This window comes from Xenorhabdus sp. PB62.4, assembly GCF_014467285.1.
Lineage (GTDB): Bacteria > Pseudomonadota > Gammaproteobacteria > Enterobacterales > Enterobacteriaceae > Xenorhabdus.
In genome coordinates, this window is record NZ_NKHR01000014.1 from 62,192 (window position 1) to 87,459 (window position 25,268).

At 40.4% G+C, this 25,268-nt stretch carries 21 protein-coding genes and 1 tRNA gene; 11 read left to right on the top strand and 11 right to left on the bottom strand.

The window, feature by feature from the left end; all coding sequences use genetic code 11:
* Positions 1-294 precede the first annotated feature (294 nt).
* Positions 295-939: a YchE family NAAT transporter gene (locus Xenpb_RS12550; protein ID WP_187654639.1), complete on the bottom strand. Its 645-nt coding sequence runs from the start codon at positions 937-939 to the stop codon at positions 295-297.
* A 489-nt stretch (positions 940-1,428) separates the two neighbouring features.
* On the opposite strand from Xenpb_RS12550, the gene adhE reads away from it, so the two are divergent.
* Positions 1,429-4,092 (top strand): bifunctional acetaldehyde-CoA/alcohol dehydrogenase, encoded by a 2,664-nt coding sequence (adhE, locus tag Xenpb_RS12555; protein WP_187654640.1) that lies wholly within the window; start codon positions 1,429-1,431, stop codon positions 4,090-4,092.
* A gap of 119 nt (positions 4,093-4,211) precedes the next feature.
* Here adhE and Xenpb_RS12560 read toward each other — a convergent pair whose 3' ends face one another.
* Positions 4,212-4,808, bottom strand: coding sequence for a thymidine kinase (locus Xenpb_RS12560; protein WP_099114826.1), 597 nt, complete (start codon positions 4,806-4,808; stop codon positions 4,212-4,214).
* A 647-nt stretch (positions 4,809-5,455) separates the two neighbouring features.
* On the opposite strand from Xenpb_RS12560, the gene hns reads away from it, so the two are divergent.
* Positions 5,456-5,857: a histone-like nucleoid-structuring protein H-NS gene (gene hns, locus Xenpb_RS12565; RefSeq protein WP_187654641.1), complete on the top strand. Its 402-nt coding sequence runs from the start codon at positions 5,456-5,458 to the stop codon at positions 5,855-5,857.
* Positions 5,858-6,092: 235 nt separating this feature from the next.
* On the opposite strand, the gene Xenpb_RS12570 is transcribed toward hns, so the two are convergent.
* Genes Xenpb_RS12570 through galU form a run of 3 tightly spaced genes read right to left on the bottom strand, consistent with a single transcriptional unit; the run spans position 6,093 to position 9,397 of the window.
* Entirely contained in the window at positions 6,093-7,103 is a 1,011-nt protein-coding gene (locus Xenpb_RS12570; protein WP_187654642.1) for an NAD-dependent epimerase, read from the bottom strand.
* A gap of 8 nt (positions 7,104-7,111) precedes the next feature.
* Positions 7,112-8,455 carry a UDP-glucose/GDP-mannose dehydrogenase family protein gene (locus Xenpb_RS12575; RefSeq protein WP_187654643.1) on the bottom strand — a complete coding sequence of 448 codons (1,344 nt, stop codon included), beginning with the start codon at positions 8,453-8,455 and terminating at the stop codon, positions 7,112-7,114.
* A 24-nt stretch (positions 8,456-8,479) separates the two neighbouring features.
* The gene (gene galU / locus Xenpb_RS12580; RefSeq protein WP_187654644.1) at positions 8,480-9,397 is read right to left on the bottom strand and encodes a UTP--glucose-1-phosphate uridylyltransferase GalU; all 918 of its coding nucleotides are present in this window, start codon (positions 9,395-9,397) and stop codon (positions 8,480-8,482) included.
* A gap of 589 nt (positions 9,398-9,986) precedes the next feature.
* Here galU and Xenpb_RS12585 point away from each other — a divergent pair.
* From Xenpb_RS12585 to Xenpb_RS12595, 3 genes are all read left to right on the top strand, one after another.
* Positions 9,987-10,439 carry a YchJ family protein gene (locus Xenpb_RS12585; protein WP_187654669.1) on the top strand — a complete coding sequence of 151 codons (453 nt, stop codon included), beginning with the start codon at positions 9,987-9,989 and terminating at the stop codon, positions 10,437-10,439.
* A gap of 65 nt (positions 10,440-10,504) precedes the next feature.
* Complete coding sequence (gene purU, locus Xenpb_RS12590) at positions 10,505-11,353, top strand: formyltetrahydrofolate deformylase (protein WP_187654645.1); 849 nt, start codon at positions 10,505-10,507, stop codon at positions 11,351-11,353.
* 153 nt (positions 11,354-11,506) lie between these two features.
* Positions 11,507-11,591, top strand: a tRNA-Tyr gene (locus Xenpb_RS12595).
* Between the two features lie 324 nt (positions 11,592-11,915).
* Here the strand turns inward: Xenpb_RS12595 and Xenpb_RS12600 are convergent.
* Positions 11,916-12,779, bottom strand: coding sequence for a LysR family transcriptional regulator (locus Xenpb_RS12600; protein WP_099114832.1), 864 nt, complete (start codon positions 12,777-12,779; stop codon positions 11,916-11,918).
* A 650-nt stretch (positions 12,780-13,429) separates the two neighbouring features.
* Here Xenpb_RS12600 and xthA point away from each other — a divergent pair.
* The gene (gene xthA, locus Xenpb_RS12605) at positions 13,430-14,236 is read left to right on the top strand and encodes an exodeoxyribonuclease III (protein ID WP_187654646.1); all 807 of its coding nucleotides are present in this window, start codon (positions 13,430-13,432) and stop codon (positions 14,234-14,236) included.
* A 55-nt stretch (positions 14,237-14,291) separates the two neighbouring features.
* Here xthA and Xenpb_RS12610 read toward each other — a convergent pair whose 3' ends face one another.
* From Xenpb_RS12610 to Xenpb_RS12620, 3 genes are all read right to left on the bottom strand, one after another.
* Complete coding sequence (locus Xenpb_RS12610; protein WP_187654647.1) at positions 14,292-16,232, bottom strand: DNA topoisomerase III; 1,941 nt, start codon at positions 16,230-16,232, stop codon at positions 14,292-14,294.
* A gap of 118 nt (positions 16,233-16,350) precedes the next feature.
* A complete protein-coding gene (gene selD, locus Xenpb_RS12615) occupies positions 16,351-17,394 on the bottom strand; it encodes a selenide, water dikinase SelD (RefSeq protein ID WP_187654648.1) in 1,044 nt (347 codons plus the stop codon).
* Positions 17,395-17,408: 14 nt separating this feature from the next.
* Positions 17,409-17,960, bottom strand: a complete 552-nt coding sequence (locus Xenpb_RS12620) for an NAD(P)H nitroreductase (RefSeq protein ID WP_187654649.1) — start codon at positions 17,958-17,960, stop codon at positions 17,409-17,411.
* Positions 17,961-18,127: 167 nt separating this feature from the next.
* Between Xenpb_RS12620 and sppA the strand changes: the two genes are divergently transcribed.
* The 3 genes from sppA to pncA all read left to right on the top strand — a co-directional run bounded on the left by sppA (position 18,128) and on the right by pncA (position 21,858).
* Complete coding sequence (gene sppA / locus Xenpb_RS12625) at positions 18,128-20,020, top strand: signal peptide peptidase SppA (RefSeq protein WP_187654650.1); 1,893 nt, start codon at positions 18,128-18,130, stop codon at positions 20,018-20,020.
* Positions 20,021-20,163: 143 nt separating this feature from the next.
* Positions 20,164-21,183: an asparaginase gene (gene ansA, locus Xenpb_RS12630; RefSeq protein ID WP_187654651.1), complete on the top strand. Its 1,020-nt coding sequence runs from the start codon at positions 20,164-20,166 to the stop codon at positions 21,181-21,183.
* A gap of 24 nt (positions 21,184-21,207) precedes the next feature.
* Positions 21,208-21,858, top strand: coding sequence for a bifunctional nicotinamidase/pyrazinamidase (pncA, locus tag Xenpb_RS12635; protein WP_187654670.1), 651 nt, complete (start codon positions 21,208-21,210; stop codon positions 21,856-21,858).
* A 76-nt stretch (positions 21,859-21,934) separates the two neighbouring features.
* Here the strand turns inward: pncA and Xenpb_RS12640 are convergent, their stop codons facing one another.
* Both Xenpb_RS12640 and msrB read right to left on the bottom strand, forming a co-directional pair.
* Positions 21,935-22,216, bottom strand: a complete 282-nt coding sequence (locus tag Xenpb_RS12640) for a YeaC family protein (RefSeq protein WP_187654652.1) — start codon at positions 22,214-22,216, stop codon at positions 21,935-21,937.
* A gap of 194 nt (positions 22,217-22,410) precedes the next feature.
* A complete protein-coding gene (gene msrB, locus Xenpb_RS12645) occupies positions 22,411-22,824 on the bottom strand; it encodes a peptide-methionine (R)-S-oxide reductase MsrB (RefSeq protein WP_187654653.1) in 414 nt (137 codons plus the stop codon).
* Between the two features lie 342 nt (positions 22,825-23,166).
* Here msrB and gapA point away from each other — a divergent pair, with 342 nt between their 5' ends.
* Positions 23,167-24,162 (top strand): glyceraldehyde-3-phosphate dehydrogenase, encoded by a 996-nt coding sequence (gene gapA / locus Xenpb_RS12650; RefSeq protein WP_099114842.1) that lies wholly within the window; start codon positions 23,167-23,169, stop codon positions 24,160-24,162.
* 152 nt (positions 24,163-24,314) lie between these two features.
* Positions 24,315-25,196 (top strand): D-hexose-6-phosphate mutarotase, encoded by an 882-nt coding sequence (locus tag Xenpb_RS12655; protein ID WP_187654654.1) that lies wholly within the window; start codon positions 24,315-24,317, stop codon positions 25,194-25,196.
* Positions 25,197-25,268 lie beyond the last annotated feature (72 nt).

The window sequence follows — 25,268 nt, forward strand, 5'->3', positions numbered from 1 at the left end:
GAGTAAAAGCCCACCTTCATCACAAAATAGCCAAGCAAGCTACCAATTAGATAAGATTATAAAAAGTAAAATAGTGTAGAAAATTACAGTATTATTTTGAGGTAATCAGGCTAAAAAAGAATAAAATATGAGCAAAGATGTTTAAGAAACTATTCGAAATGGTGTTATTGACCAATTGTATTTTAATTGGTCACCTATTGATTGAATTTTGGCTGATTTACTCTCTTTTTGAGTAAAAAGTTTCACCTTATTACATTAATGATTTAAATAAATACATAAGTGATCTTGACTGTATCATAATAATCCTGGAAACAGCGCTTTTACTCCCGTGACAATAAATTCAACACCTAACGACATTAACAATAATCCCATAATTCGGGTAATTACATTAATGCCGGTCTGCCCCAAAAATTTCACCAACAAAGATGCTGAACGGAATAACAGCCAGCAACAAAAAGCAAACAGCACACTGGTTAATGCCAATCCAAAATAATTTTGCCATCCTTGATAACGTGCGCTCCATACCATACAAGAACTCATCGCCCCCGGGCCTGCCATAAGGGGTAACGCCAATGGCACAACAGCAACACTACTCCTCACTTCTGCCTCCGATTTTTCCAACTTATTTTGTTTATCTTCTCCCAATTTGCCATTAATCATCGCTACTGCAATTGTAACTATCAACATCCCACCCGCTATACGAAACGAGTCTATTGAAATACCAAACACATAGAGGATAGAATCACCAACCAATAATGAAATACATAAGATAATGACAACAGATAAGTTTGCTATGAAATTGGTTTTATTACGTCCCGCAGGTGTCTGATAATTAGTCATACTGATGAAAACAGGTAAAACGCCAATCGGGTTGACTAATGCAAACAATCCCATAAAAAATTTAATATATCCAGAAAGTCCCAGTAATGACTCACCCACAATTAGCCCCTTCTCATACAACTAAATAAAACTTATAGCAATATCTAAACAATACCGTAAATCGAAACTAATTCGTTACGTTAAATCAACTAATTCGGTAATTTTTATCAGTAAGTTCAGCCTATCAATAAGAAATACAATAAAAATAAAGTTAATAAATTGTATTAAATCGGTTAATTGAAAACTTAAATTTATACCAATATATCAACGGGTGATTGCCCTTCAAAGCAAAAGCTGAATTGTGTCAGCTTAATGTTTTCATGATCTAAATCACAATATAAAAGCCTATAAATGGTAAGCTGTATTCAACGTAAAATTTCAAGACAAGGAATTATTCCTATATCGATCATTTCATTAAGCAATTTCTTAAGGCAATTAGCCGTATTTTTGATTAAATCCAAAAAATTAATCTCATTACACTATTTGATAATTTAATAATCTCGCAGCTAATTGCCTTAAAAAATTTAACATTTATCAGGAGTAATTTTTATGGCTGTAACTCAACTTGCTGAACTCAATGAATTAGTTGCTCGCGTAAAAAAAGCCCAACATGAATTTGCTAACTTTTCTCAGGAACAAGTTGACCGAATTTTTCGTGCTGCTGCCCTTGCTGCCGCAGATGCTCGTATTCCACTGGCAAAATTAGCGGTGTCTGAATCTGGAATGGGAATAGTGGAAGACAAAGTGATCAAAAATCATTTTGCCTCTGAGTATATTTATAACGCCTATAAAGATGATAAAACCTGCGGCATCTTATCTGAGGATAATACTTTCGGTACCATTACTATTGCGGAGCCTATTGGCCTAATTTGCGGTATCGTTCCAACAACAAACCCGACATCTACAGCCATTTTCAAGGCACTTATCAGCCTGAAAACCCGAAATGGCATTATTTTCTCTCCTCATCCACGAGCTAAAAAGGCAACCAATAAAGCAGCCGAAATCGTCTTAAAGGCAGCAGTTGAAGCAGGAGCGCCAAAAGACATCATTGGCTGGATAGATGAACCTTCTGTCGAGCTTTCAAATGCCTTAATGCACCACCCTGATATTAATTTGATTTTAGCAACCGGTGGCCCTGGCATGGTGAAAGCAGCCTATAGTTCCGGCAAACCTGCAATTGGTGTCGGTGCCGGTAATACCCCGGTGGTCATTGATGAATCAGCAGATATCAAACGTGCCGTCGCCTCAATTCTGATGTCCAAAACCTTCGATAATGGTGTGATTTGTGCCTCGGAACAATCAGTGATTGTTATTGATGCCGTTTATGAGCAAGTTCGTGAACGTTTTTCCACTCACGGTGGATATGTTCTGCAAGGAAAAGAACTGAAGGCGGTTCAAGATATTATCTTAAAAAATGGTAACTTAAATGCTGCAATTGTTGGTCAGCCAGCAACAAACATTGCTGAAATGGCTGGTGTTAATGTACCTGAAAATACTAAAATTCTTATCGGTGAAGTCACGCTGGTCGATGAGACTGAACCTTTCGCGCATGAAAAATTATCGCCGCTACTTGCTATGTACCGTGGTAAAGACTTTGAAGATGCCGTTGAAAAAGCTGAGAGATTAGTTGAAATGGGCGGTATTGGGCATACTTCATGCCTCTATACTGAACAAGATAATCAGGCTGAGCGCATTAAATATTTCGGCGATAAAATGAAGACTGCCCGTATCTTGATTAACACACCAGCATCCCAAGGTGGAATCGGCGATTTGTATAACTTCAAGTTATCCCCTTCTCTTACGCTGGGTTGTGGATCTTGGGGCGGTAACTCCATTTCCGAAAACGTGGGGCCAAAACATCTGATCAATACGAAAACCGTCGCTAAAAGAGCCGAAAATATGTTGTGGCATAAACTTCCAAAATCAATCTATTTCCGACGCGGTTCTTTGCCGATTGCGTTGGAAGAAGTCGCTACAGACGGCGCAAAACGTGCTTTTATTGTTACAGACCGCTTCTTATTCAATAACGGTTATGCCGATCAGGTTATCAATGTATTGAAATCTTACGGTATAGAAACTGAAGTCTTTTTCGAAGTTGAAGCAGACCCTACTTTGAGTATCGTCCGTAAAGGCGCTGAGCAAATGCATCTGTTCAAACCTGATGTCATTATTGCTCTTGGTGGCGGTTCCCCCATGGATGCGGCCAAAATTATGTGGGTGATGTATGAGCATCCAGAAACACATTTTGAAGAACTGGCCCTGCGCTTTATGGATATCCGTAAACGCATCTATAAGTTTCCGAAAATGGGTGTAAAAGCCAAAATGGTTGCTATTACCACGACATCAGGAACAGGTTCAGAAGTAACGCCTTTTGCGGTTGTCACTGATGACATAACCGGGCAAAAATACCCATTGGCAGACTACGCACTGACTCCTGATATGGCGATTGTCGATGCCAATTTAGTTATGGACATGCCAAAATCCCTGTGTGCTTTTGGTGGCCTGGATGCAGTAACACACGCACTGGAAGCCTATGTTTCTGTTCTGGCTAATGAATATTCTGATGGACAAGCCCTGCAAGCGCTGAAGCTATTGAAAGATTTTCTGCCTGCCAGTTACCACGAAGGGGCAAAAAATCCCGTTGCCCGCGAACGTGTTCATAACGCAGCGACCATTGCCGGCATTGCTTTTGCCAATGCTTTTTTAGGTGTATGCCACTCTATGGCCCATAAACTTGGCTCCGAATTCCATATTCCACACGGTTTAGCCAATGCGCTGTTAATCTGCAATGTGATTCGCTACAACGCGAATGACAACCCAACAAAACAAACCGCATTCAGTCAATACGACCGTCCACAGGCGCGACGTCGCTACGCAGAAATCGCAGATCATTTAGGATTAACCGCATCAGGTGATCGTACTGCTGCAAAAATTGAAAAACTGTTGGCCTGGCTAGAAGAGATAAAATCCCAGTTAGGCATTCCCGCTTCTATCCGCGAAACAGGTGTTCAAGAAGCTGATTTTCTGGCAAAAATTGACAAACTCGCAGAAGATTCATTTGATGACCAATGCACTGGGGCCAATCCACGTTATCCATTAATTTCTGAATTGAAGCAATTGCTATTGGATTCTTTCTATGGTCGTGAATTCGTAGAACAAAGCGGACCTCAGGAGGCAATAAGACCAAATAGAAAAAATAATAAGAAACAATAATAAATGATAGGCTGATGTAACTTACAAAGGCGCTAGGTTACCCTAACGCCTTTTTCTATTATTATATTTACCTGGCTTAATAACTTTATGTCCATGATTAGATCACAACGTTTGTCGTATTAAGCTTTTTTTGCCTTAGCCTCACGAATAACGTCACTATAGTGCTTACGGCACACTGAGACGTACTTTTCATTACCACCAATATCAACCTGAGCCCCATCGTAAACAACGTTCCCATCGCTGCCAAAGCGCAATACACGGCTGGCCTTTCTCCCACAATGGCAAATCGTTTTCAACTCCACCAATTTATCTGACCATGCGAGAAGATATTCGCTTCCACTGAATAACTCCCCTTGAAAATCGGTTCTCAGGCCATAACAAAGAACAGGGATATCATCATAATCTACAATTTCACATAGCTGTTCGACATGTTCTTTCGTCAAGAATTGGCATTCATCAATCAAAACACAATGAACTTTTTCCGCCTCATTTTCACTTCTGATAAGCTCGGCAATATTTTTTTCTGGTGAAAACAGCAAAGCTTCAGCGGATAAACCAATACGGGAACTTACCTTTCCTTTACCGAACCGAGTATCGATTTCCGCTGTAAAAATCAGCGTCCTCATTCCTCTTTCGTTATAGTTATAGGATGATTGCAATAAGGAAGTTGATTTCCCTGCATTCATGGCAGAATAATAAAAATAAAGCTGAGCCATTGGCCCGTCCATCCTCTTGTCAAATTTAATCAGTCAGTATATCGCGGTAAGTTTACCACAAACTCTGATTGAGATTACTCCCTGTTATTGCTAAATGTGGAGTAGCAGAAACAAATTAGAACAAACTAAGAAAATATTATTTTCATGATAATCATCACATTTGAGCATATAAAATCAGCACACAAGCACATTCTGCATGACAAATGAACGAAATTAACATCAAAAAGAAATAGTTATTTATCTTTCCACTCTTTGCATATTAATAATCATAGCGGTTTACTTTTGTTCAATTCGGTCACTATAATCATAACCAATAGATTACCCATAAAAAACTTTCAGTTCCCACTAAACTCTTCAACTTATTTCCAGAAGAACAGTTAACATTTCTTACGGATTGACTATAAATTAGTTTTATACGTCTCAGTTTATCCCTTACTCAACTTTACAGTAATCCGTCCTCAATGCTTATTGAAAAATGGCAATCTGAATAGCGTGATTAAAACACAATATATCGATTATCAAAAAAATTGCATTTTAAAATGACATGTTTTAGCCTGAGAAAGTAAATTCACTATTGCAGAAAATAAAATAGCATTCTATTATTATCCCTACATCAGCCATCATCATTATAATTTGAGACCAGGACAATGAGCGAAAATTTAAAATCCTTAAATAACATCCGTACCTTGCGCGCACAAGCAAGAGAATGTGAGCTTACTACTTTAGAAGAAATGCTGGAAAAACTTACGACTGTTGTTGAAGAACGTCGCGATGAAGAAAGCCATGCTCGTGCACAAATAGAAGAGCGTACACGTAAACTTCAAGAATACCGTGAAATGCTGGAAAAAGACGGTATTGAATTAAGCGATTTAGTAGACGCTTTAAGCGGTAAATCTACTGGTAAATCTAAACGTGCTGCACGTCCAGCTAAATATTCATACGTTGACGAAGGTGAAACTAAAACCTGGACCGGTCAAGGCCGTACGCCAGCGGTAATCAAGAAAGCAATTGATGAAGAAGGCAAAAAACTGGAAGATTTCCTGATCTAATCAGTTGTTTTGTAGACTCAATAACAAAAATACCCCTTATCGGGTATTTTTGTTTTTATGCTTAATACAACTAACTAAGTTAATTACTGGCTGATGTAAAAAAACACAGAGATTTATATTAACGACTAAGTCGCTTTCATATTCTCATGTGCTAAAGAAGAATTTAACACTGACTTAGTTTTTTATTAACATAAACTGATAAAAAGGAGCTAATCGCTCCTTTTTTATTTCACCATTACGCTGCCTGATAAAAGTCTAAGTACCAATCGACAAAGCGTTTTACCCCTTCCTTCACCGGAGTATCGGGTAAAAAGCCAATTCTATCGTAAAGCTCACTAGAATCTGCGCATGTTGATAACACATCGCCATCCTGAATTTCCATAAAGTTTTTCTTTGCTTCAATTCCTAATGAATCTTCAATCGCTTCAATAAAATCCCCTAGCTTTGTCGGTTGGCCGTTACCAATATTGTAAACACAGTATGGCGCAGAGCTGGCAGATATCTGACCATCTTCGACTAACCAGTTTTTATTGGAAACAGGAATGACAGCTTGTAATCTGATTATAGATTCAACAATATCATCAATATATGTGAAATCCCTCACCATATTACCATGGTTATAAATATCGATTGGTTTGCCTTCTAACATAGCTTTAGTAAATTTAAATAAAGCCATGTCAGGGCGTCCCCATGGCCCATATACGGTAAAAAATCTCAATCCGGTAGTAGGCAGGTGATAAAGATGCGAATAACTGTGAGACATTAGCTCATCAGCTTTTTTCGTTGCTGCATATAAAGAAACAGGGTGATCAACAGAATCATCAGTAGAGAATGGCTGCTTTCTATTTAAACCATATACTGAACTTGAAGACGCATATAATAAATGTTCCACATGATTATGGCGGCATCCTTCAAGAATATTGATATGACCGATGATATTGGCATCAATATATGCCATTGGGTTTTGTATAGAATAACGCACGCCAGGTTGCGCACCCAAATGGATAACTCGCTGAAATTGATGCTTAGCAAACAATTCCGGGATGGCAACTCTATCGGCCAAATCTAATTTTTCAAATTTGAAATTCGAATAAGGGAGTAATAAATTTAATCTCGCCTGTTTTAAATTAACATCATAATAATCATTGAGGTTATCGATACCGACAACCTCATACCCCATATTCAATAATCGCTGGCTAACATGAAAACCAATAAAACCAGCGGAACCTGTAACTAAAAATTTCATATAATAACTCAAATAACCGGATTGATTGAGGCCCCGCGCCCAATTCCATAGTATGTAAATCCACGCGATTGCAGGCGCTCAGGATCATAAAGATTACGTCCATCAAAAATCACTGGCGTTTTCAATGAATCCTTAATCACATCAAAATCAGGCGCTCTGAAGTTTTGCCATTCTGTGCATATAATCAAAGCATCAGCACCTTTTAATGCTGCCTCTTTGGTACCCATTAAAGAAAGATCGTCACGCTGTCCATAAATACGTTGGGCTTCCTGCATGGCCTCTGGATCATATGCCTGTATTTTAGCGCCACATTCCCATAATGTTTCCATCAAGACACGACTTGATGCTTCACGCATATCATCCGTATTAGGTTTAAACGATAACCCCCAAATAGCGAATGTTTTGCCAGATAAATCATTACCAAAATGACGTCTTACAAAAGTAGGCAATTTTGTTTTCTGTTTTTCGTTAACCTGCTCAACGGCCTGAAGAATTTTCGGCGTATATCCAATTTGTTCAGAAGTACGAATCAATGCCTGAACATCTTTCGGGAAACATGAACCACCATATCCACATCCAGGGTAAATAAAGTGATATCCGATGCGTGAATCAGAACCAATTCCCTGACGTACATTCTCAATATCCGCTCCCAATATCTCTGCCAGGTTAGCAATTTCATTCATAAAACTAATTTTGGTTGCCAACATACAGTTAGCTGCATATTTAGTCAGCTCAGCACTGCGAATATCCATGACTATCATGCGATCGTGGTTACGATTAAAGGGTTCATAGAGTTCACGCATTACATCAACGACATTATCGTTATCACAACCAATGATTATGCGTTCAGGTCGCATGCAATCGGCAACTGCTGCACCTTCTTTCAAAAATTCAGGGTTAGAGACAACATCGAACGGAAGTTCTACATTGCGTTCTGCTAATGTTGCTCGCATCACTGCCCTGACTTTATCAGCCGTGCCCACTGGTACTGTTGATTTGTCAACAACGACTTTATAGCCATCCATATTTTCCGCGATGGTTCTGGCTACCGCAGTGACATATTGAAGATCGGCTGATCCATCTTCATCAGGAGGTGTTCCTACTGCAATAAACTGTAATTTGCCATGAGCAATACCGGCTTTGGCATCCGTTGTAAAATTTAAACGCCCTTCTGCATGATTTTTCTTTACCAAAGGCGTCAAACCCGGTTCAAAAATAGGGATCTGACCATTTTTCAGGTTCTCAACTTTTTTTGCATCAACGTCAACACAAAGTACATCATGCCCGACTTCTGCAAACACGGTTGCCTGAACTAAGCCCACATAGCCAATACCAAATACAGTAACTTTCATATCACACCTTAAATCACCAGTAGATTATTTTTCAATCCGATTTTGCAAAGTCATGACCCAATCCGTGAATAATTTACCCAGTTCCTTATGTTTCATGCCATATTCAACAAATGCCTGCATATAACCTAATTTATTACCACAATCGTGGCTACGCCCCTGCAAGTGATAAGCCTCAACAGGTTCTTTTTCCATCAGCATGGCAATTGCATCTGTCAATTGTATTTCATCTCCTGCACCTGGTGCAGTTTTTGCCAATAACGGCCAAATATTTTCAGATAATACATAGCGCCCAACGATAGAAAGATTTGATGGTGCTTCTTCTGGTTTTGGCTTTTCAACAACACGAACAATAGGTTTGCTATCACCCGGTTTTAGTTCTTCACCTAAACAATCGACGATACCATAATCCGAAACACTCTCTACAGGAACTGGTTCAACCAGAATTTGGCTTGCGCCACTATTATTAAAGCGTGATAACATTTCGCTCAAATTATATTTTGACAAATCAGTACTATATTCATCCAAAATAACATCTGGCAAAATCACCGCAAATGGCTCATTACCAATAAGCGGCTTGGCGCATAGCACGGCATGTCCCAACCCTTTTGCAATCCCTTGGCGGGTCTGCATGATGGTCACATGCTTTGGGCAAATAGACTGTATTTCATCTAATAACTGGCGTTTCACTCTTTTCTCAAGAATCGCCTCTAGTTCAAAGCTGGTATCAAAATGGTTTTCTATCGAGTTTTTGGATGAATGTGTAACCAGAATAATTTCATTAATGCCCGCTTTGATACATTCATTGACGACATACTGAATAAGTGGTTTATCCACAAGAGGGAGCATTTCTTTAGGAATGGCCTTCGTGGCTGGTAACATCCGAGTTCCCAACCCGGCAACGGGTATAACAGCCTTTTTTACCTTTTTATTTATTACTGACATTACATTGTCTCCTACTGCTCTGTTGTCACTGAAAAAATCCTTTACAGCTTAAACAATAGCATTAACTCTCTAAAAAAATTGGATGTGTGAAGAAAATCGTACTTGCAAAAATAACGCGCATGAGTATACCAGTTAATTCAACTAGATATACAGCACGAAAACATTTAATCGCACTTCAGTGATTCAATATTTAGTATCACGATAAAATGATACATAAATGTTATAAATCAACTGATAAAGAGATGAAAAAAACAGCAGATTTATTTCTATTATGCTATTAATTACGGAACTTAATATATGTATTTAATCTGGTTGACAACAACAAAATGTTTTCTCTGTAAAGAGTGATATAACTCATAATTTCAAAATCATTTATGATAATCATATTCAAACCCTATTCCACCATGGCGGGCACCTAGCAAGCGTTGCGACGGTTGCCCATATTCGAGTATCATCAGCCAATAATAGCCCGATAGACCTGTACTATTTATTTATTATGCTCTTGCATTTATTATACTTTTACATATCTTTGCAATATTGCTCATATTGACAGCAACCACTTTGAATAATTGGAGTTATTTTGACAAACATGTGTTCCTGCGGCAGTGGTTCACCTTTCACTCATTGTTGTAGCCCCTATCTCGAAAATCATCGCCCTGCTCCAAATGCCGAATCTTTGATGCGTTCCAGATATAGTGCTTATGTTACGCAAAATGCAGACTATCTCATCACTACTTGGCATCCTGATTGTCAGGCTGAAAATTGGCGTACAGAAATAGAGAAAAGTTTCGCGGGCGTACAATGGCTGGGACTAAACGTCCTCGAAACAAGCGAAGGTGAACATAATGACGAGGCCTATGTTGAATTTTCAGCTTGCTTTATTGAACAAGGAAAGCAAGATAGACAATTGATTCATGAGCGTTCGCGTTTTTTGCGCATTGAACAACGTTGGTTTTATATCGATGGCGTTCGCCCTCAGACAGGCCGTAATAGCCCTTGTCCGTGTGGTTCAGGCAAAAAATACAAGAAGTGCTGTGGATAAATCAGTATTTGTATTAAACATGACAATTCACAAGTAGTGAAGAATATTCGGGGATCTCGTAATCCATGCAAAACACAAACATACAAAAAAAAATCTTGCGTACAATCTGTCCTGACGCTAAAGGATTAATCGCAAAAATCACAAATATTTGTTACAAACATCAATTAAATATCGTTCAAAACAATGAATTTGTAGATCATCGTACTGGACGTTTTTTTATGCGCACAGAACTAGAGGGTATTTTCAACGATGAAACACTTCTGGCAGATTTAGATGATGCCCTGCCAGTCGGTTCAAACCGCGAATTAAATACAGCCGGCCGCCGCCGTATCGTTATCTTGGTAACAAAAGAAGCGCATTGTATTGGCGATATCTTAGTAAAAAGTGCTTATGGTGGATTGGATGTTGAAATTGCTGCTGTTATCGGCAATCACACAACCCTGCAACATTTGGTTGAACAGTTCGGTATTCCATTCCATTACATTAGCCATGAAGGTTTAACTCGTGAGCAACATGATGAAGCTCTAATGGCTCAAATTGATCAATATGAACCTGATTATGTTGTGCTCGCTAAATACATGCGTGTTTTAACACCAGCATTTGTTCAGCATTATCCGAACCAAATCATCAACATCCATCATTCATTCTTACCGGCATTCATTGGTGCACGCCCTTATCATCAGGCTTATGAACGTGGTGTAAAAATCATTGGCGCTACTGCTCATTACGTAAACGATAGCTTAGACGAAGGCCCAATTATTACTCAGGATGTAATTAATGTGGATCACACCTATACTGCGGAAGAGATGATGCGTGCAGGGCGAGATGTTGAAAAAAATGTTTTGAGCCAGGCATTGCACTCTGTTTTTTCTCAACGCGTCTTTGTATATGGTAACCGCACTATTATCCTTTAAAAAGTAAGAAGTTATTGGACGTTAGAGCATAATCTGCTCATAAGGTTTAAAAAAACATCGTTCGATACTTTATTTTCAATAAACTACTTTACAGCGGCGGCTTATTTGATATTATGCCGTCCGCTGCTAACGACAGCGAACAATTCAAAATCTGGTGGGGTTCCCGAGCGGCCAAAGGGAGCAGACTGTAAATCTGCCGTCACAGACTTCGAAGGTTCGAATCCTTCCCCCACCACCATCAAAGAATCACCCTTACTTTCACATCACCCAATAATTAAATATATCCTGCTTTAGAGAAGCCCCAAAACCCTTTGAGATTCGAATTGAATACAGCGTAATGATAATCCTATAGCGTATAGAATCACACGAAATGAGATAATGAAATGTATAGTGTGGCGTGCGTGATGTGCTAATCCGAAGGTGAGGAACAAAATGACGAATCACCCTTCCTCACCACCATCAAAAATCTACCCCAAGCCCTGACAAAAGCAATAAATGTGTTTGGGTAAGTACCAATAGCGGAGCTAGGAAATCAGGATGTTCGCTCCGCTTATGTAATCGGCTACTCCATATCGCTAACAGAGTCGATGAAACGATTTAACACGCTTGAATGAGACTTTGATTTGTAGACATAACACTGATTCACTGCATCAGGTCGTGATATTGGAATGAAGCCTAAGCTTTCTCCCTCTTCCAATGCGCCGGAGTGGGAATCTGTAATACAAATATAATCGGTTGACTGAATAAAATTAAGACAGCATTCTATATTGTCCATCTGTCGAATATTGACTTTTTCTCCATTTTTTATCATTTCCTCTTCTAAATTCTTTATCAAATTACCTTTGTAGAGTACGGGATCACATAACCATGTTCTCTTTTTCAGTAATTGAGTAAAGTCCCCATTCACTTCATTCAATAACTCTTTACGGCAGCAGATCCCTAAATTCGGCCCATCAATTTTCCGTACAAGACTGAATCTATCACTAAGTACTTTTTCTGAACTTAAAATTATCGTATTACCCTCATAGTCAACTATTTCATCAATGTTATCATAACTGAAGCGTAATATATTTACTTGAGCATTATTTCTGTCCGCTGCTTTATAAAGCGAAATCAGATGCTTTTTCTTACCCCAATCATGGTATATATTTACCACATTACAAATACTCCCGCTGATGTGTTTCTTTGTAATTTCTTTCTCTTTCAAATAGAGCTCTTTTAGGTCATTATATAACTCCACTCCGTCTTTGGTCAGAATCATCCCAAACTTCTCCCTTTTAAATAAGCGCTTTCCTAACGTCGCTTCAAAGTCTTTAATTGATTTAGCGACTGGGGGAGTAGTACGGTTCATCACTCTTGCCGCCTTGCTTAAAGAACCCATTTCCACCACCGCCATGAATGCTTCTAATTTACGAGAAAAAAACATAATTCACCGTTCCTATGTAACTTGTGGCTAAAATAATTTCCTTGAAATGGCCTTCTCATCAGGTAACCGCTAAATCAAACTTGATATTATGAAGGTACAATTTTGTACAATAAAAATAGATATTTTTCAAATGACATTTATATAAAATGCCAGCCCCTGATGCAATAATGCGGTTTAGATGAACTATATAATTCACCTATATCATGATGAATATTCCACCGTGATTGTAAGCCATTAATAAATATAACCATGACCTACAAGTCCAAATTTCTATCAGAGATTGATTAACTCTTCTACTTTTTCATTAATTAATTTTTGTAACACACAACATAAAATAAATTCAAAGCATAAAAAACCTAACAGAAATTATAATGTCACGTGTTTAATATAACATATTAAAACTAGTGAGGTATCATATATCCATTAATTTATTACTTGTTATTTTTGTGTTTTTTATTATTTATAAAACGATTCAACACTCTAAATTTTGGGTAGCGAGAGTATTATACTCATAATAGTATTACATATAGGAGTAAAATAGCGAAATATCAAGTTAGTTAGGTAAAATTTATTATTTAATAAATAGTTACATCTTTATTTATATCTGTTAACATTAAAAACCAGTATATTCTCAAGGTGATTATAACGATATGAAATTTATCTCATTCAATATTAATGGATTGCGAGCACGCCCCCATCAACTTGCTGCCATTGTTGAACAACACCAACCAGATGTGATCGGATTACAGGAAATAAAAGTTCACGATGAAATGTTTCCCTTAGAAGAAGTGAGCAAACTGGGCTATCACGTCTTCTATCACGGTCAAAAATCACACTATGGTGTTGCCTTGCTTACCCGCCAACAACCCGTAGAAGTTCGCAAGGGTTTCCCTACAGATAATGAAGATGCGCAACGTCGTATCATTATGGCTGATATCGAAACACCTCTCGGTTTATTAACTGTAATCAACGGCTATTTTCCTCAAGGAGAAAGTCGTGATCATCCAGTCAAATTTCCGGCAAAAGAAAATTTTTATCAGGATCTGCAATCCTACTTAGTAAATCACCACACTCCAGAAGCACACATTCTGATCATGGGAGATATGAATATCAGCCCAACTGATCTCGATATAGGAATCGGAGAAAACAATCAAAAACGCTGGTTAAAAACGGGGAAATGCTCTTTCTTACCAGAAGAAAGAGAGTGGATGGAACGCCTTAAAAATTGGGGATTAATCGATACATTCCGGGCTAAACATCCCGAAATCAATGACCAATTCTCTTGGTTTGATTATCGCTCAAAAGGGTTTGATGATAATCGCGGATTACGCATTGATTTGTTGCTTGCCAGCCAGTCCTTAGCAGAACGGTGTATCTCTTCAGGCATTGATTATGCTATTCGCAGCATGGAAAAGCCGTCTGATCACGCTCCTGTCTGGACAGAATTTGAGATATAATTACCAAATTATGAAGCACAGCACCATAATTAATGGTGCTGTGCTATCACGTTTATTACGTCTGATTAGCTTTATCTGCCTTTGTCTTATTCTGACGGGATTTTGTCTGTTTCCCTTTTTTACTTTTTGCAGGAGCAGGAGGTAAGTCCCTGAACGCCTTTAAATTTCGGTATTGTTTTGCCTGCCAAATTAATTGTTGCAACGTCTCCTGAAGAGGCAACATAAAATCCTGATAGCGGAATTGCTTTTCGCTGATTTGCGTCAATCGGGATTCCCAATGTGCTGTCATATCGGGTAATACAGCCATATCCGGTAATACATGGATCAACGCTCGCCCGGCAGGTGTGGCATGAATATAACGTCCTTTTTTATATAAAAACTCCCGCTTAAATAGCAGCTCAATAATCCCTGCCCGGGTTGCTTCCGTACCTAAACCGTCGGTTGCCCTCAGAACCTTTTTCAATGCCTTATCCTGAACAAATCGGGCGATGCCTGTCATTGCAGACAATAATGTTGCATCAGTAAAAGGTCGTGGTGGTTGTGTCTGCCTTTCCACCACTTCCCCCTTCTCACACAAAAGCTCATCGCCCTTAGCAACAATTGGTAATGGAGTACCTTCGTTCTCTTCATCCCGCTCCTTGTTACCAAGCAAAGTTCTCCAGCCCGCTTCTGCTAAAAAACGTGCTTTAGCGATAAATTTTCCACCTGCAATATCAAGTTCAATCGTACATTTACGGAATACTGCATCAGGGAAAAATTGCATCAGATATTGCCGAGCAATTAAGCCATAAATGTGACTTTCATTATCTGTCAAATTAACTTGGCTACTGCGGGCAGTAGGAACAATGGCGTGATGCGCATCAACTTTCTTATCATCCCAACAACGGTTCTTTTTATCCACATCCAAAGCATCTTGAGGAAGCAAATGTGCAGCATGCACTGAAATAGCATTCAGGACCGCATGACGCCCTGCAAAATGTTCTTCTGGTAAATAGCGACAGTCTGAGCGTGGATAAGTAATCAATTTATGGGTTTCATAGAGCCGCTGACAAATATCAAGTACTTCTTGAGCACTCAAACCAAAACGCTTGGCTGCTTCAATCTGCAAGGAAGAAAGCGAAAATGGCAATGGTGCAGTTTCTGATTCCCGTTTATCCTGATAGGCTGTGACACAGGCAGGTTGCCCTGTAATACGCGCTACAACATGCTCTGCTAATGGACGGTGAATTATCCTTCCTTCCTCGTCCTGAAAATCAACGCATGACTCACTTGGCTGCCATAATGCCGTAAACCGCTCTTCATTTGGCGTGACGATATGTGCTTTAACCTCAAAAAAATCTTTCGGTACAAAATGCTCTATTTCTTCATCACGACGAACAACTAACCCTAAAACGGGTGTTTGAACACGCCCAACAGATAACACTCCCTGATAACCTGCATTCTGGCCCAATAACGTATAAGCACGGGTCATATTGATGCCATAAAGCCAATCTGCTCTCGCTCTGGCAAGCGCAGAAACACACAAGGGAACAAATTCCCTGTTGCTTCTCAGACGTTCAATAGCTTTTGTGACTGCCTGAGGATTCAAGTCATTAATCAGGCAACGTTGGACATTTTGCTTTTTTTCCGTATCCAGCGCTAAAAAATCCAGCACTTCATCCACCAGCAATTGCCCTTCACGATCCGGGTCACCTGCATGGACAATTTCGTTCGCCCTTTCCAGTAGGGATTTAATGGTATTGAGCTGCTTAGCCACGTCAGCCCGTGGCTTTAACTGCCATTTTTCAGGAATGATCGGTAAATCAGCCAATACCCAGCGGGCATAACGGGGATCGTAAGCATCTGGCTCAGCCTGCTCCAATAGATGACCAACACACCAGGTAACAAACTGATTATTACCGCACTCTATAAACCCATCCCCACGCCGATGAGGTTTCGGTAACACATCCGCTATGGCTCTCGCTAGGCTGGGTTTTTCTGCAATAAAAAGACGCATGGAATTATTCAATATTTACCTGTAAAAAAATATACTTTAAATACACCATATTATTTCAACAAATTTTCTAAACTTCCCTTACTCGGATAATAGCTTTTAAATGAGCAATTATGGTTATTTATTCAACAATTTCAATTAATGCCCTGTCTGAGCTTGGTTCAGACAATTCACCAATCGCAGTCAAATCAATGTCGTGGTTGCGTGCAATGGCTTTCGCCTCTTTCACGGCATCCGGCAAAATAGCCAGCAATAAACCGCCCGACGTTTGTGGATCACACAGGAGATGGCGTTGACGAACAGTCATCTCTCCTATTAAGTGCCCATAACTGTCAAAGTTGCGCCCCGTGCCACCAGGTACGCAACCTTTTTCAATATAAGCATCAACATCCGGCAATCTTGGTATCTGCGAAAACTTGATCGTTGCCTGAACGCCCGAACCTTCACAAATTTCACTTAAATGCCCTAACAGGCCAAAACCTGTTACATCCGTCATCGCCGTAACACCTTCAATTCCTGCAAAATCTGCGCCTGCTTTATTCAGCTTGCACATGGTTTCTTTCGCAACACCTTGGTGTTCAGGCTGAAGCAAACCTTTCTTTTCAGCCGTAGTCAATACGCCAATACCTAGAGGTTTAGTCAAAAACAGGTGGCTACCTGCCTTTGCCTGATTATTACGCTTCACACGCTCAATATTGATGATACCGGTCACTGCCAAACCAAAAATGGGCTCAGGAGCGTCAATCGAATGCCCGCCAGCAAGGGAAATACCTGCCGCCTGACAAACAGCCCGACCACCCTCAATGACTTTTTGAGCAATTTCCGGGGGTAATTTAGCAATTGGCCACCCCAGAATTGCGATCGCCATTATCGGCTTTCCTCCCATCGCGTAAATATCACTGATGGCATTAGTCGCCGCAATACGGCCAAAATCAAATGGATCATCAACAATTGGCATAAAGAAATCCGTAGTGCTAATGATGCCTGTGCCATTGCCAATATCATACACAGCAGCATCATCACGGGTTTCATTACCCACCAGCAAATTAGGATCGAAAAATTTTGCTTGCTCACTATGCAAGATAGTTTCCAATACCTTAGGAGAAATTTTGCAGCCACATCCGGCGCCATGGCTATATTGAGTCAGACGGATTTCTGTTGACATTGTTGTTCACTCCGTTAGAAGTAACTGACAAATTGTGTTAAGTCTGGCGTTGCTACCTTTACTGGGGCCTTGAGTTCCGGCGTTCCTAAATAGAGGAATCCCACAATTTTGTCATTCTCATTACATCCCAAGCCCGCTTTGACAATGGGATCTTCTGTCCATGAGCCTGAGCGCCATATGCCGCCAAAACCCTGGGCAACAGCCGCCATCTGCATAGCGTGAACAGCACAGCCCGCAGCAACAACTTGTTCCCATGCAGGTACTTTTGCATGTTCAACCACTTTAGCAATAACCGTGATGATCATTGGAGCACGATAAGGTGCATTTTTGGCTTTTTCTTCAACCTCCTTGCCTAATTCTCCCTCAATGGCCGCTTTTTCAAGGAGCGCGCTAAATTTATCAATGCCTTCTCCCTGCATCACAACAAAATGCCAAGGACGCAATGCCCCATGGTCAGGTGCTCTCATCCCTGCGGCCAAAATATGTTGTAATTCATTTCCTTCTGGGGCGGGTGTTGTTAAGCGGGCAATTGAACGACGATTCAACAAAAGTTCCAAAGCATTCATGATTTCCTCCTGAATAAGATAATCTGTCACAAACCAACATTCTCTGTTTATTTGTTAATGAATGAAAGCACAGAAATCGTTTTTTCAACCACTCACGTGATTTCTGGCTGACATTTGCAAATAAGCTGATTAGGATAACCCCATTTGATACCATAACGGGAGACGATATGCGTACTTTATGGAAGTTTATAGCGTCATTATTTAAATGGAGTTGGAAGCTGCTAAATTTCGTTCGCCAACTTATTTCTAATTTTATCTTTATCCTGCTGATTGTTGTCGTTGCCGTTGGCATAATCGCTTACCAGCACCAATCTAATTCTAACGATAACTACCAAGGCGCATTATATGTAGATCTATCTGGTATAGTTCTTGACCGAGTATCCGCTCGCAGCCCGCTTGATCTGTTGGGAAAAAGTCTTTTCGACTCCTCCGGTAAAAGTTCACAGGAAACTTCTGTATTTGACATTGTTGACAGCATTCGTCGTGCCAAAAATGATCCCAAAATTACTGGAATGGTATTAAAGCTGAATAACTTTATCGGTGCAGATCAGCCTTCCATGAGATATATCGGCAAAGCCATCAGCGAATTTAAAGCGGCGGGCAAACCTGTTTTTGCAATGGGTGATGCTTACAGTCAATCACAATATTATTTAGCCAGTTATGCAGATGAAATATACCTGTCCCCACAAGGTACAGTTGATATCCATGGTTTCTCGACTAATCATTTGTACTACAAATCATTATTGGACACGCTGAAAGTTTCTACCCATATTTTTCGTGTAGGAACCTATAAATCGGCAGTGGAACCCTTTTTACGGGATGATATGTCAGAAGAAGCACGTCAAGCTGACAGCCTGTGGCTCAATGAGCTTTGGAATAATTACTTAAATACCATTGCCGCTAACAGGAAGACTTCTGCCGAACAAATATCCCCTGCTGCAACTAACTTCCTTGAAAAATTTCGTAAAGCAGGTGGTGATGCCGCACTGTATGCGTATCAAAACAAGCTGGTCAATTATATTGAGCCACGCAGTACTGTTGAAAATAAAATGAAGGAAATCTTTGGTTGGGATGCGGAACGAAAGCATTTCAACTACATCAGCATCTATGATTATATTGCCCTGAAACCAGTACAAACTCTGGGCAATAATCAAGGTAATATTGCTGTTATTATTGCTGAAGGCGCGATTCTAGATGGTAAAGAAGAGCCAGGCGTAGTAGGAAGTGACACAATTGTGGAGCAGCTACGTGAAGCACGCAATAATCCTGACATAAAAGCGATCGTATTGCGGGTAAACAGCCCTGGTGGCAGTGTCGGTGCATCAGAGGTTATTCGTAGTGAAATTGCAGCCATCCGCTATGGCAATGGAAAAAATAATGGTGAAGGCGCTAAACCTGTTGTGGTTTCAATGGGAGGTTTAGCGGCATCAGGCGGCTACTGGATATCCACCCCGGCCAACTACATCATTGCAGATCCAAATACATTAACAGGCTCTATCGGTGTTTTTGGTATGTTTCAAACATTTGAAAAAAGCCTGAATTATATCGGTGTGAATACTGATGGTGTTTCAACAACGCCACTGGCAGATATCTCCACAACCAAAGGCATTAACCAAATAGCCTCCGATGTAATACAGTTGTCTATCGAAAATGGCTACAGTAAGTTTATCAAACTGGTTGCACATTCACGCAATAAGTCGCTGGATGAAACCGATAAAATTGCTCAGGGACGTGTTTGGAGCGGCTTTGATGCCAAAAAATTTGGTTTAGTCGATCAGTTGGGTGATTTTGATGATGCTGTCAAAAAAGCCTCTGAACTGGCAGGAGTTAAAAACGTATCACTGAACTGGATGCAGCCTGAACTTTCATTCTCTGAAAGAATGATGTTAGGTTTCACTTCATCAGCACAAGCCCTGCTGCCAAATACATTGCAATCAATGTTGCCAGCGCCGTTTTCTCAGGTTGCTCAAGACATGAAAAAACAGGCCGTGTTTTATAACAATATGAATGATCCGCAGCATATTTATACATTCTGTCTGAACTGTGTCGATATCCGTTAAAAAACGACTCATCTATGCCCAATAGATTTCAAGTTGCGTCGCGACGGGTATACATCAAATTTGAAGCCTGATTTCACGATCAGGCTTTTTTTATTCCCCATACTCCCTATAATCCGGCTAAATATTTTTATTGAGACGTGATCATGCAGAAGAAATCTATCTATGTTGTTTACACTGGCGGCACAATCGGGATGCAGCATTCTCCTAATGGGTACATTCCTGTCTCCGGCCATTTGCAACAGCAACTCGCAAAAATGCCTGAATTCCACCGCCCAGAAATGCCAACATTTACGATCCGTGAACATCAACCTCTGATTGACTCTTCTGATATGAGCCCTGATGACTGGGGCATTATCGCAAATGATATCCACCAAAATTATCATGACTATGACGGCTTTGTTATTCTGCATGGCACCGACACCATGGCTTTCACTGCCTCAGCGCTTTCTTTCATGCTTGAGAACCTCAACAAGCCGGTTATTGTGACAGGGTCACAAATTCCTTTAGAAGCACTACGTTCTGATGGTCAGACAAACTTACTTAACGCCTTGTACCTTGCAGCAAACTACCCTATCAACGAAGTCAGCCTGTTTTTCAACAATAAATTGTTTCGTGGAAACAGAACAGTTAAAGCCCACGCTGATGGCTTTGATGCCTTTTCATCCCCTAACTGTTCACCATTAATGGAAGCAGGCATTAATATTCGCACCTTCAAAACAAGCCCCATACCTGTCAAGCACAGCGAATTTGTCGTCAATTCGATCACATCGCAACCGATTGGTGTTGTAACCATCTATCCAGGTTTATCCAGCCAAGTGGTAGAAAACATCCTGATGCAACCGGTTAAGGCATTGATTTTAAGATCATATGGAGTTGGCAATGCCCCGCAATGTACCTCTTTGCTAAAAACATTAAGAGAAGCGACCGAGCGAGGAATTATCGTGGTTAATTTGACTCAATGTATTTCTGGCCGGGTCAATATGGAGGGATATGCTACCGGTCACTCACTGGCTGCATCAGGTGTTATCAGCGGTTATGACATGACTTTCGAGGCCGCCTTGACGAAATTGCACTACTTATTGAGCCAATCTTACACACCCGAAGAAATTCGCTACCTGATGCAGCAGAATTTGCGCGGTGAATTGAGCTATTCAGATGATTAATCAAAAGATAAATCGAGAAATATGATGAAAACAGCATTATTACTTATCGATCTGCAAAATGATTTCTGTACCGGGGGCGCACTGGCGGTTAAAGAGAGCGAGACTGTCATTAAAGTAGCGAATGAAGTTATCGCCCTCTGTCAGGAAAATAATAGCCAGAAGAATCATATTGCTATTATTGCCAGTCAGGATTGGCACCCAACAAACCACATGAGTTTTGCCGTAAATTCCGGGCAAAAAATGGGGGAATTAGGTGAGCTTAATGGCATTCCCCAAATATGGTGGCCGGTTCACTGTGTACAGGGGCAATTTGGAGCAGAATTTCATCCTTTATTGAACCAATCTGCTATCCGGGAAGTTTTCCAAAAAGGCGAGAATCCCCAGATAGATAGTTATAGTGCATTTTTCGACAATGACCATAAAAGCGAAACTCAACTACATGAATGGCTGGCTGAACATAATATACAACGCTTACTTGTATTGGGCATTGCTACTGATTACTGCGTTAAATTTACTGTACTTGATGCTCTGGCTCTCGGCTACGAGACCTATGTGATTACAGATGGTTGTCGTGGTGTCAATATTCAGCCTGATGACAGCCAGCATGCCTTTGAGGAAATGGCATCCAAGGGTGCTAAATTAATCTCACAAAGCGAAATAGTATCGATTTTGTAAACACCAAAAGTCGCCTCGTCCTTGGCTAAAAATAATTTTAGCCAAGGACGAGGTTTTTATTTCGATTCAATTCATATCAGTCTTCTGATTGTGGTTTTAATTTTGCAACCATTTCAGACTGGAATGTCGCTTTTAGCTCTTGTTTACTTTTGACAGTAATTTGGCCATCTGTGCCAATCGTCATATGTTCAGGATCATGATTATACCTGGCTTGCCAAAGCATCACCGCCTGTAAACTATGTTCTTTCTGTTCTGGCGTAAGCGGTACGCCATCCTGCCATTTTCCTAATTCGACAGCCTGAACCAATCGCTGATAAATTTCGGGTGTCATGGCAGAGATTAAATCATCCAACTTCATTAATATTCCTTAACGGCTACATGGCTACTTTATATTATTTACACGATGACACTGAGCATTACTATAAGCCGACACTATTTCAATTAATATAATTGCAAATTAACAACATAATTTTAACACTAAAGCTGAATCGTTTCTTTTGCACTATTAACCCAGTAGTTTCACCTGAGTTCAAAAAGCAGCCTTAAATGACATTAACCTGCTGTTTCTTCGCCTGTTTCTTTATCGATAAAACGCAATGCTGCTGAATTAATGCAGAAACGTTCCCCTGTCGGTTTGGGGCCATCGGGAAAAACATGCCCTAAATGGGCCTGACAATGGCTACAACGCACCTCTATCCGGTGCATATTATGTGAATAATCATCAAGGTAAGTGATAGAATCATCATTGATTGGCTGGTAAAAACTCGGCCATCCGCATCCGGAATCAAATTTAGTCTCTGAAACAAATAATGGCTGGCGACAACACAGGCAATGGTAAATACCACTTTTTTTGTTGTGCAGTAGTTTTCCTGAAAACGGCGGCTCAGTGCCAGCTTCTTGTGTAACATGGCGCTGCATTGTACTAAGCTGTTCTATAGAAAGGGAAATATTTTGACTTTTAGCCATGATGACCACCTTTTAAGGCCAATATTTTCAATAAAAAATCATCGAAAACAACAAAAAATCAACATAAACATGTTAAAACGCATTCTAACCCATTCAACACAGCAATTTACCTTACTAATTGTGATAAGTCTCACATATCTAACCGATGGTAACTTTAAATATCTCCCTATACCCCGATAATGGTGTGCGTAGAGCTTGTCCCGGCCGTATAACAATCGTTCAAGTAGTGATTATTAAATTGATCTTTTTCAATTGTTGACACGATTCCGCTTGACGGCTGGCAAGATTTTGGTAACTTTAGAAACAACTTTTAATTCACTAAAAAATAGCTGGTGGAATACTATGACTATCAAAGTAGGTATTAACGGTTTTGGTCGTATCGGCCGTATTGTTTTCCGTGCTGCACAAGAGCGTTCAGATATTGAAATCGTTGCTATCAATGATCTGTTAGATGCAGAGTACATGGCTTACATGCTGAAATACGATTCAACCCATGGCCGCTTCAACGGTACTGTTGAAGTTAAAGAAGGTCAGCTGGTTGTTAACGGCAAAACCATCCGCGTTACATCTGAAAGAGACCCAGCTAACCTGAAATGGAACGAAGTGGGTGTTGACGTTGTTGCAGAAGCAACAGGTATCTTCCTGACTGACGAAACTGCACGTAAACACATCGCTGCGGGCGCGAAAAAAGTTGTGCTGACTGGCCCATCCAAAGACAACACGCCAATGTTCGTAATGGGTGTCAACCACAGCGCTTATGCAGGTCAGGATATTGTTTCTAACGCATCGTGCACCACTAACTGTTTGGCTCCACTGGCTAAAGTTATCAATGACAAATTTGGCATCGTTGAAGGTTTGATGACAACTGTTCACGCAACAACTGCAACTCAGAAAACTGTTGACGGTCCTTCTGCGAAAGACTGGCGCGGTGGCCGTGGTGCAGCTCAGAACATCATCCCATCTTCTACTGGTGCAGCAAAAGCAGTAGGTAAAGTTATCCCAGAACTGAACGGTAAACTGACGGGTATGTCTTTCCGTGTTCCTACTCCTAACGTTTCTGTTGTTGACCTGACTGCTCGTCTGGAAAAACCAGCAACTTACGCAGAAATCTGTGACGCAATCAAAGAAGCAGCAGAAGGCGAGTTAAAAGGCATCCTGGGTTATACTGAAGACGACGTTGTTTCTACCGATTTCAACGGTGAAAAACTGACTTCTGTATTTGATGCAAAAGCAGGTATTGCCCTGAACGACAACTTTGTAAAACTGGTTTCTTGGTATGACAACGAAACAGGTTACTCAAACAAAGTTCTGGATCTGATCGCTCATATTTCTAAGTAATCGAGCTTTCTCCATATTCAAAAGCCACCTGTTTACGGGTGGTTTTTTATATTCCCAAATTTATATTTTCAGAACATTGAGCTATTCTTGAGCCTTAGCACCACTACTCATTCAAGATGTTACCTATTCAGGTTTACATAAGGTTATGGCAAATGCTTGATAAAATTTTTTCATTACCGATTGTAGAACAGATATCCCCTTATATCAGTCAACGAAACATCGACGGCTTTCCCTTGATTGTTGTTTCCCATCCTAAAGTACGCGGTGCGATTAGCATTCAAGGGGCACATTTGCTCACATGGCAGCCTGGTGGTGAAAAACCCGTATTATGGTTAAGTGATCAAACTGCCTTTAGAGCAGGTACAGCAATTCGTGGTGGGATTCCCATCTGTTGGCCCTGGTTCGGTCCAGTTTCGGCTCCCAGCCACGGATTTGCCCGAATACTGCCCTGGGAGCTCAAAGCACACCATGAAAACGAAAATGGCGTTATTTTGACATTCACTCTCCAGAGTAGCGCTTATACTCATAAATTATGGCCACATGAATTCACGCTAATTGCCCGCTTTAAATTAGGGGAAACCTGCGAAATAGAGCTGGAATGTCACGGTGAATATCAAGCTACTGGCGCCCTTCACTCTTATTTCAATGTCAGTGACATCAATCAAATTCGAGTCAGTGGGCTTGGTGCTCATTTTATTGATACTATTACAGACAGAGAAATGTACGCCCATGAAGATTTAATTTTTAAGGGACGAACAGACCGCATTTATACAGAGCCAGACGATTTCAGTTTATTGAGAGACTCCCTGTGGAAGCGAACGATTGAAATACACCATTACCACCATAGCGATGTAGTATGCTGGAACCCTGGCGCTGAACTTTCCAATAATATGAAAGATATGAGTCGGGAAGGTTATAAAAATATGGCCTGTATCGAAACTGCACGTATCAATAACCCATTGCATCCCAGAAATAGCGATCCAGATAGGTTGTCTGTTATTATTCGCTGCCGAAAAATTCCTGATGGTTATTAAATAAAAGTAATGAAAAGCTGAACTTTGCAATTGTTATGGCAAAGTTCAGCTTTTCAGTAGCTATCTGGAAGG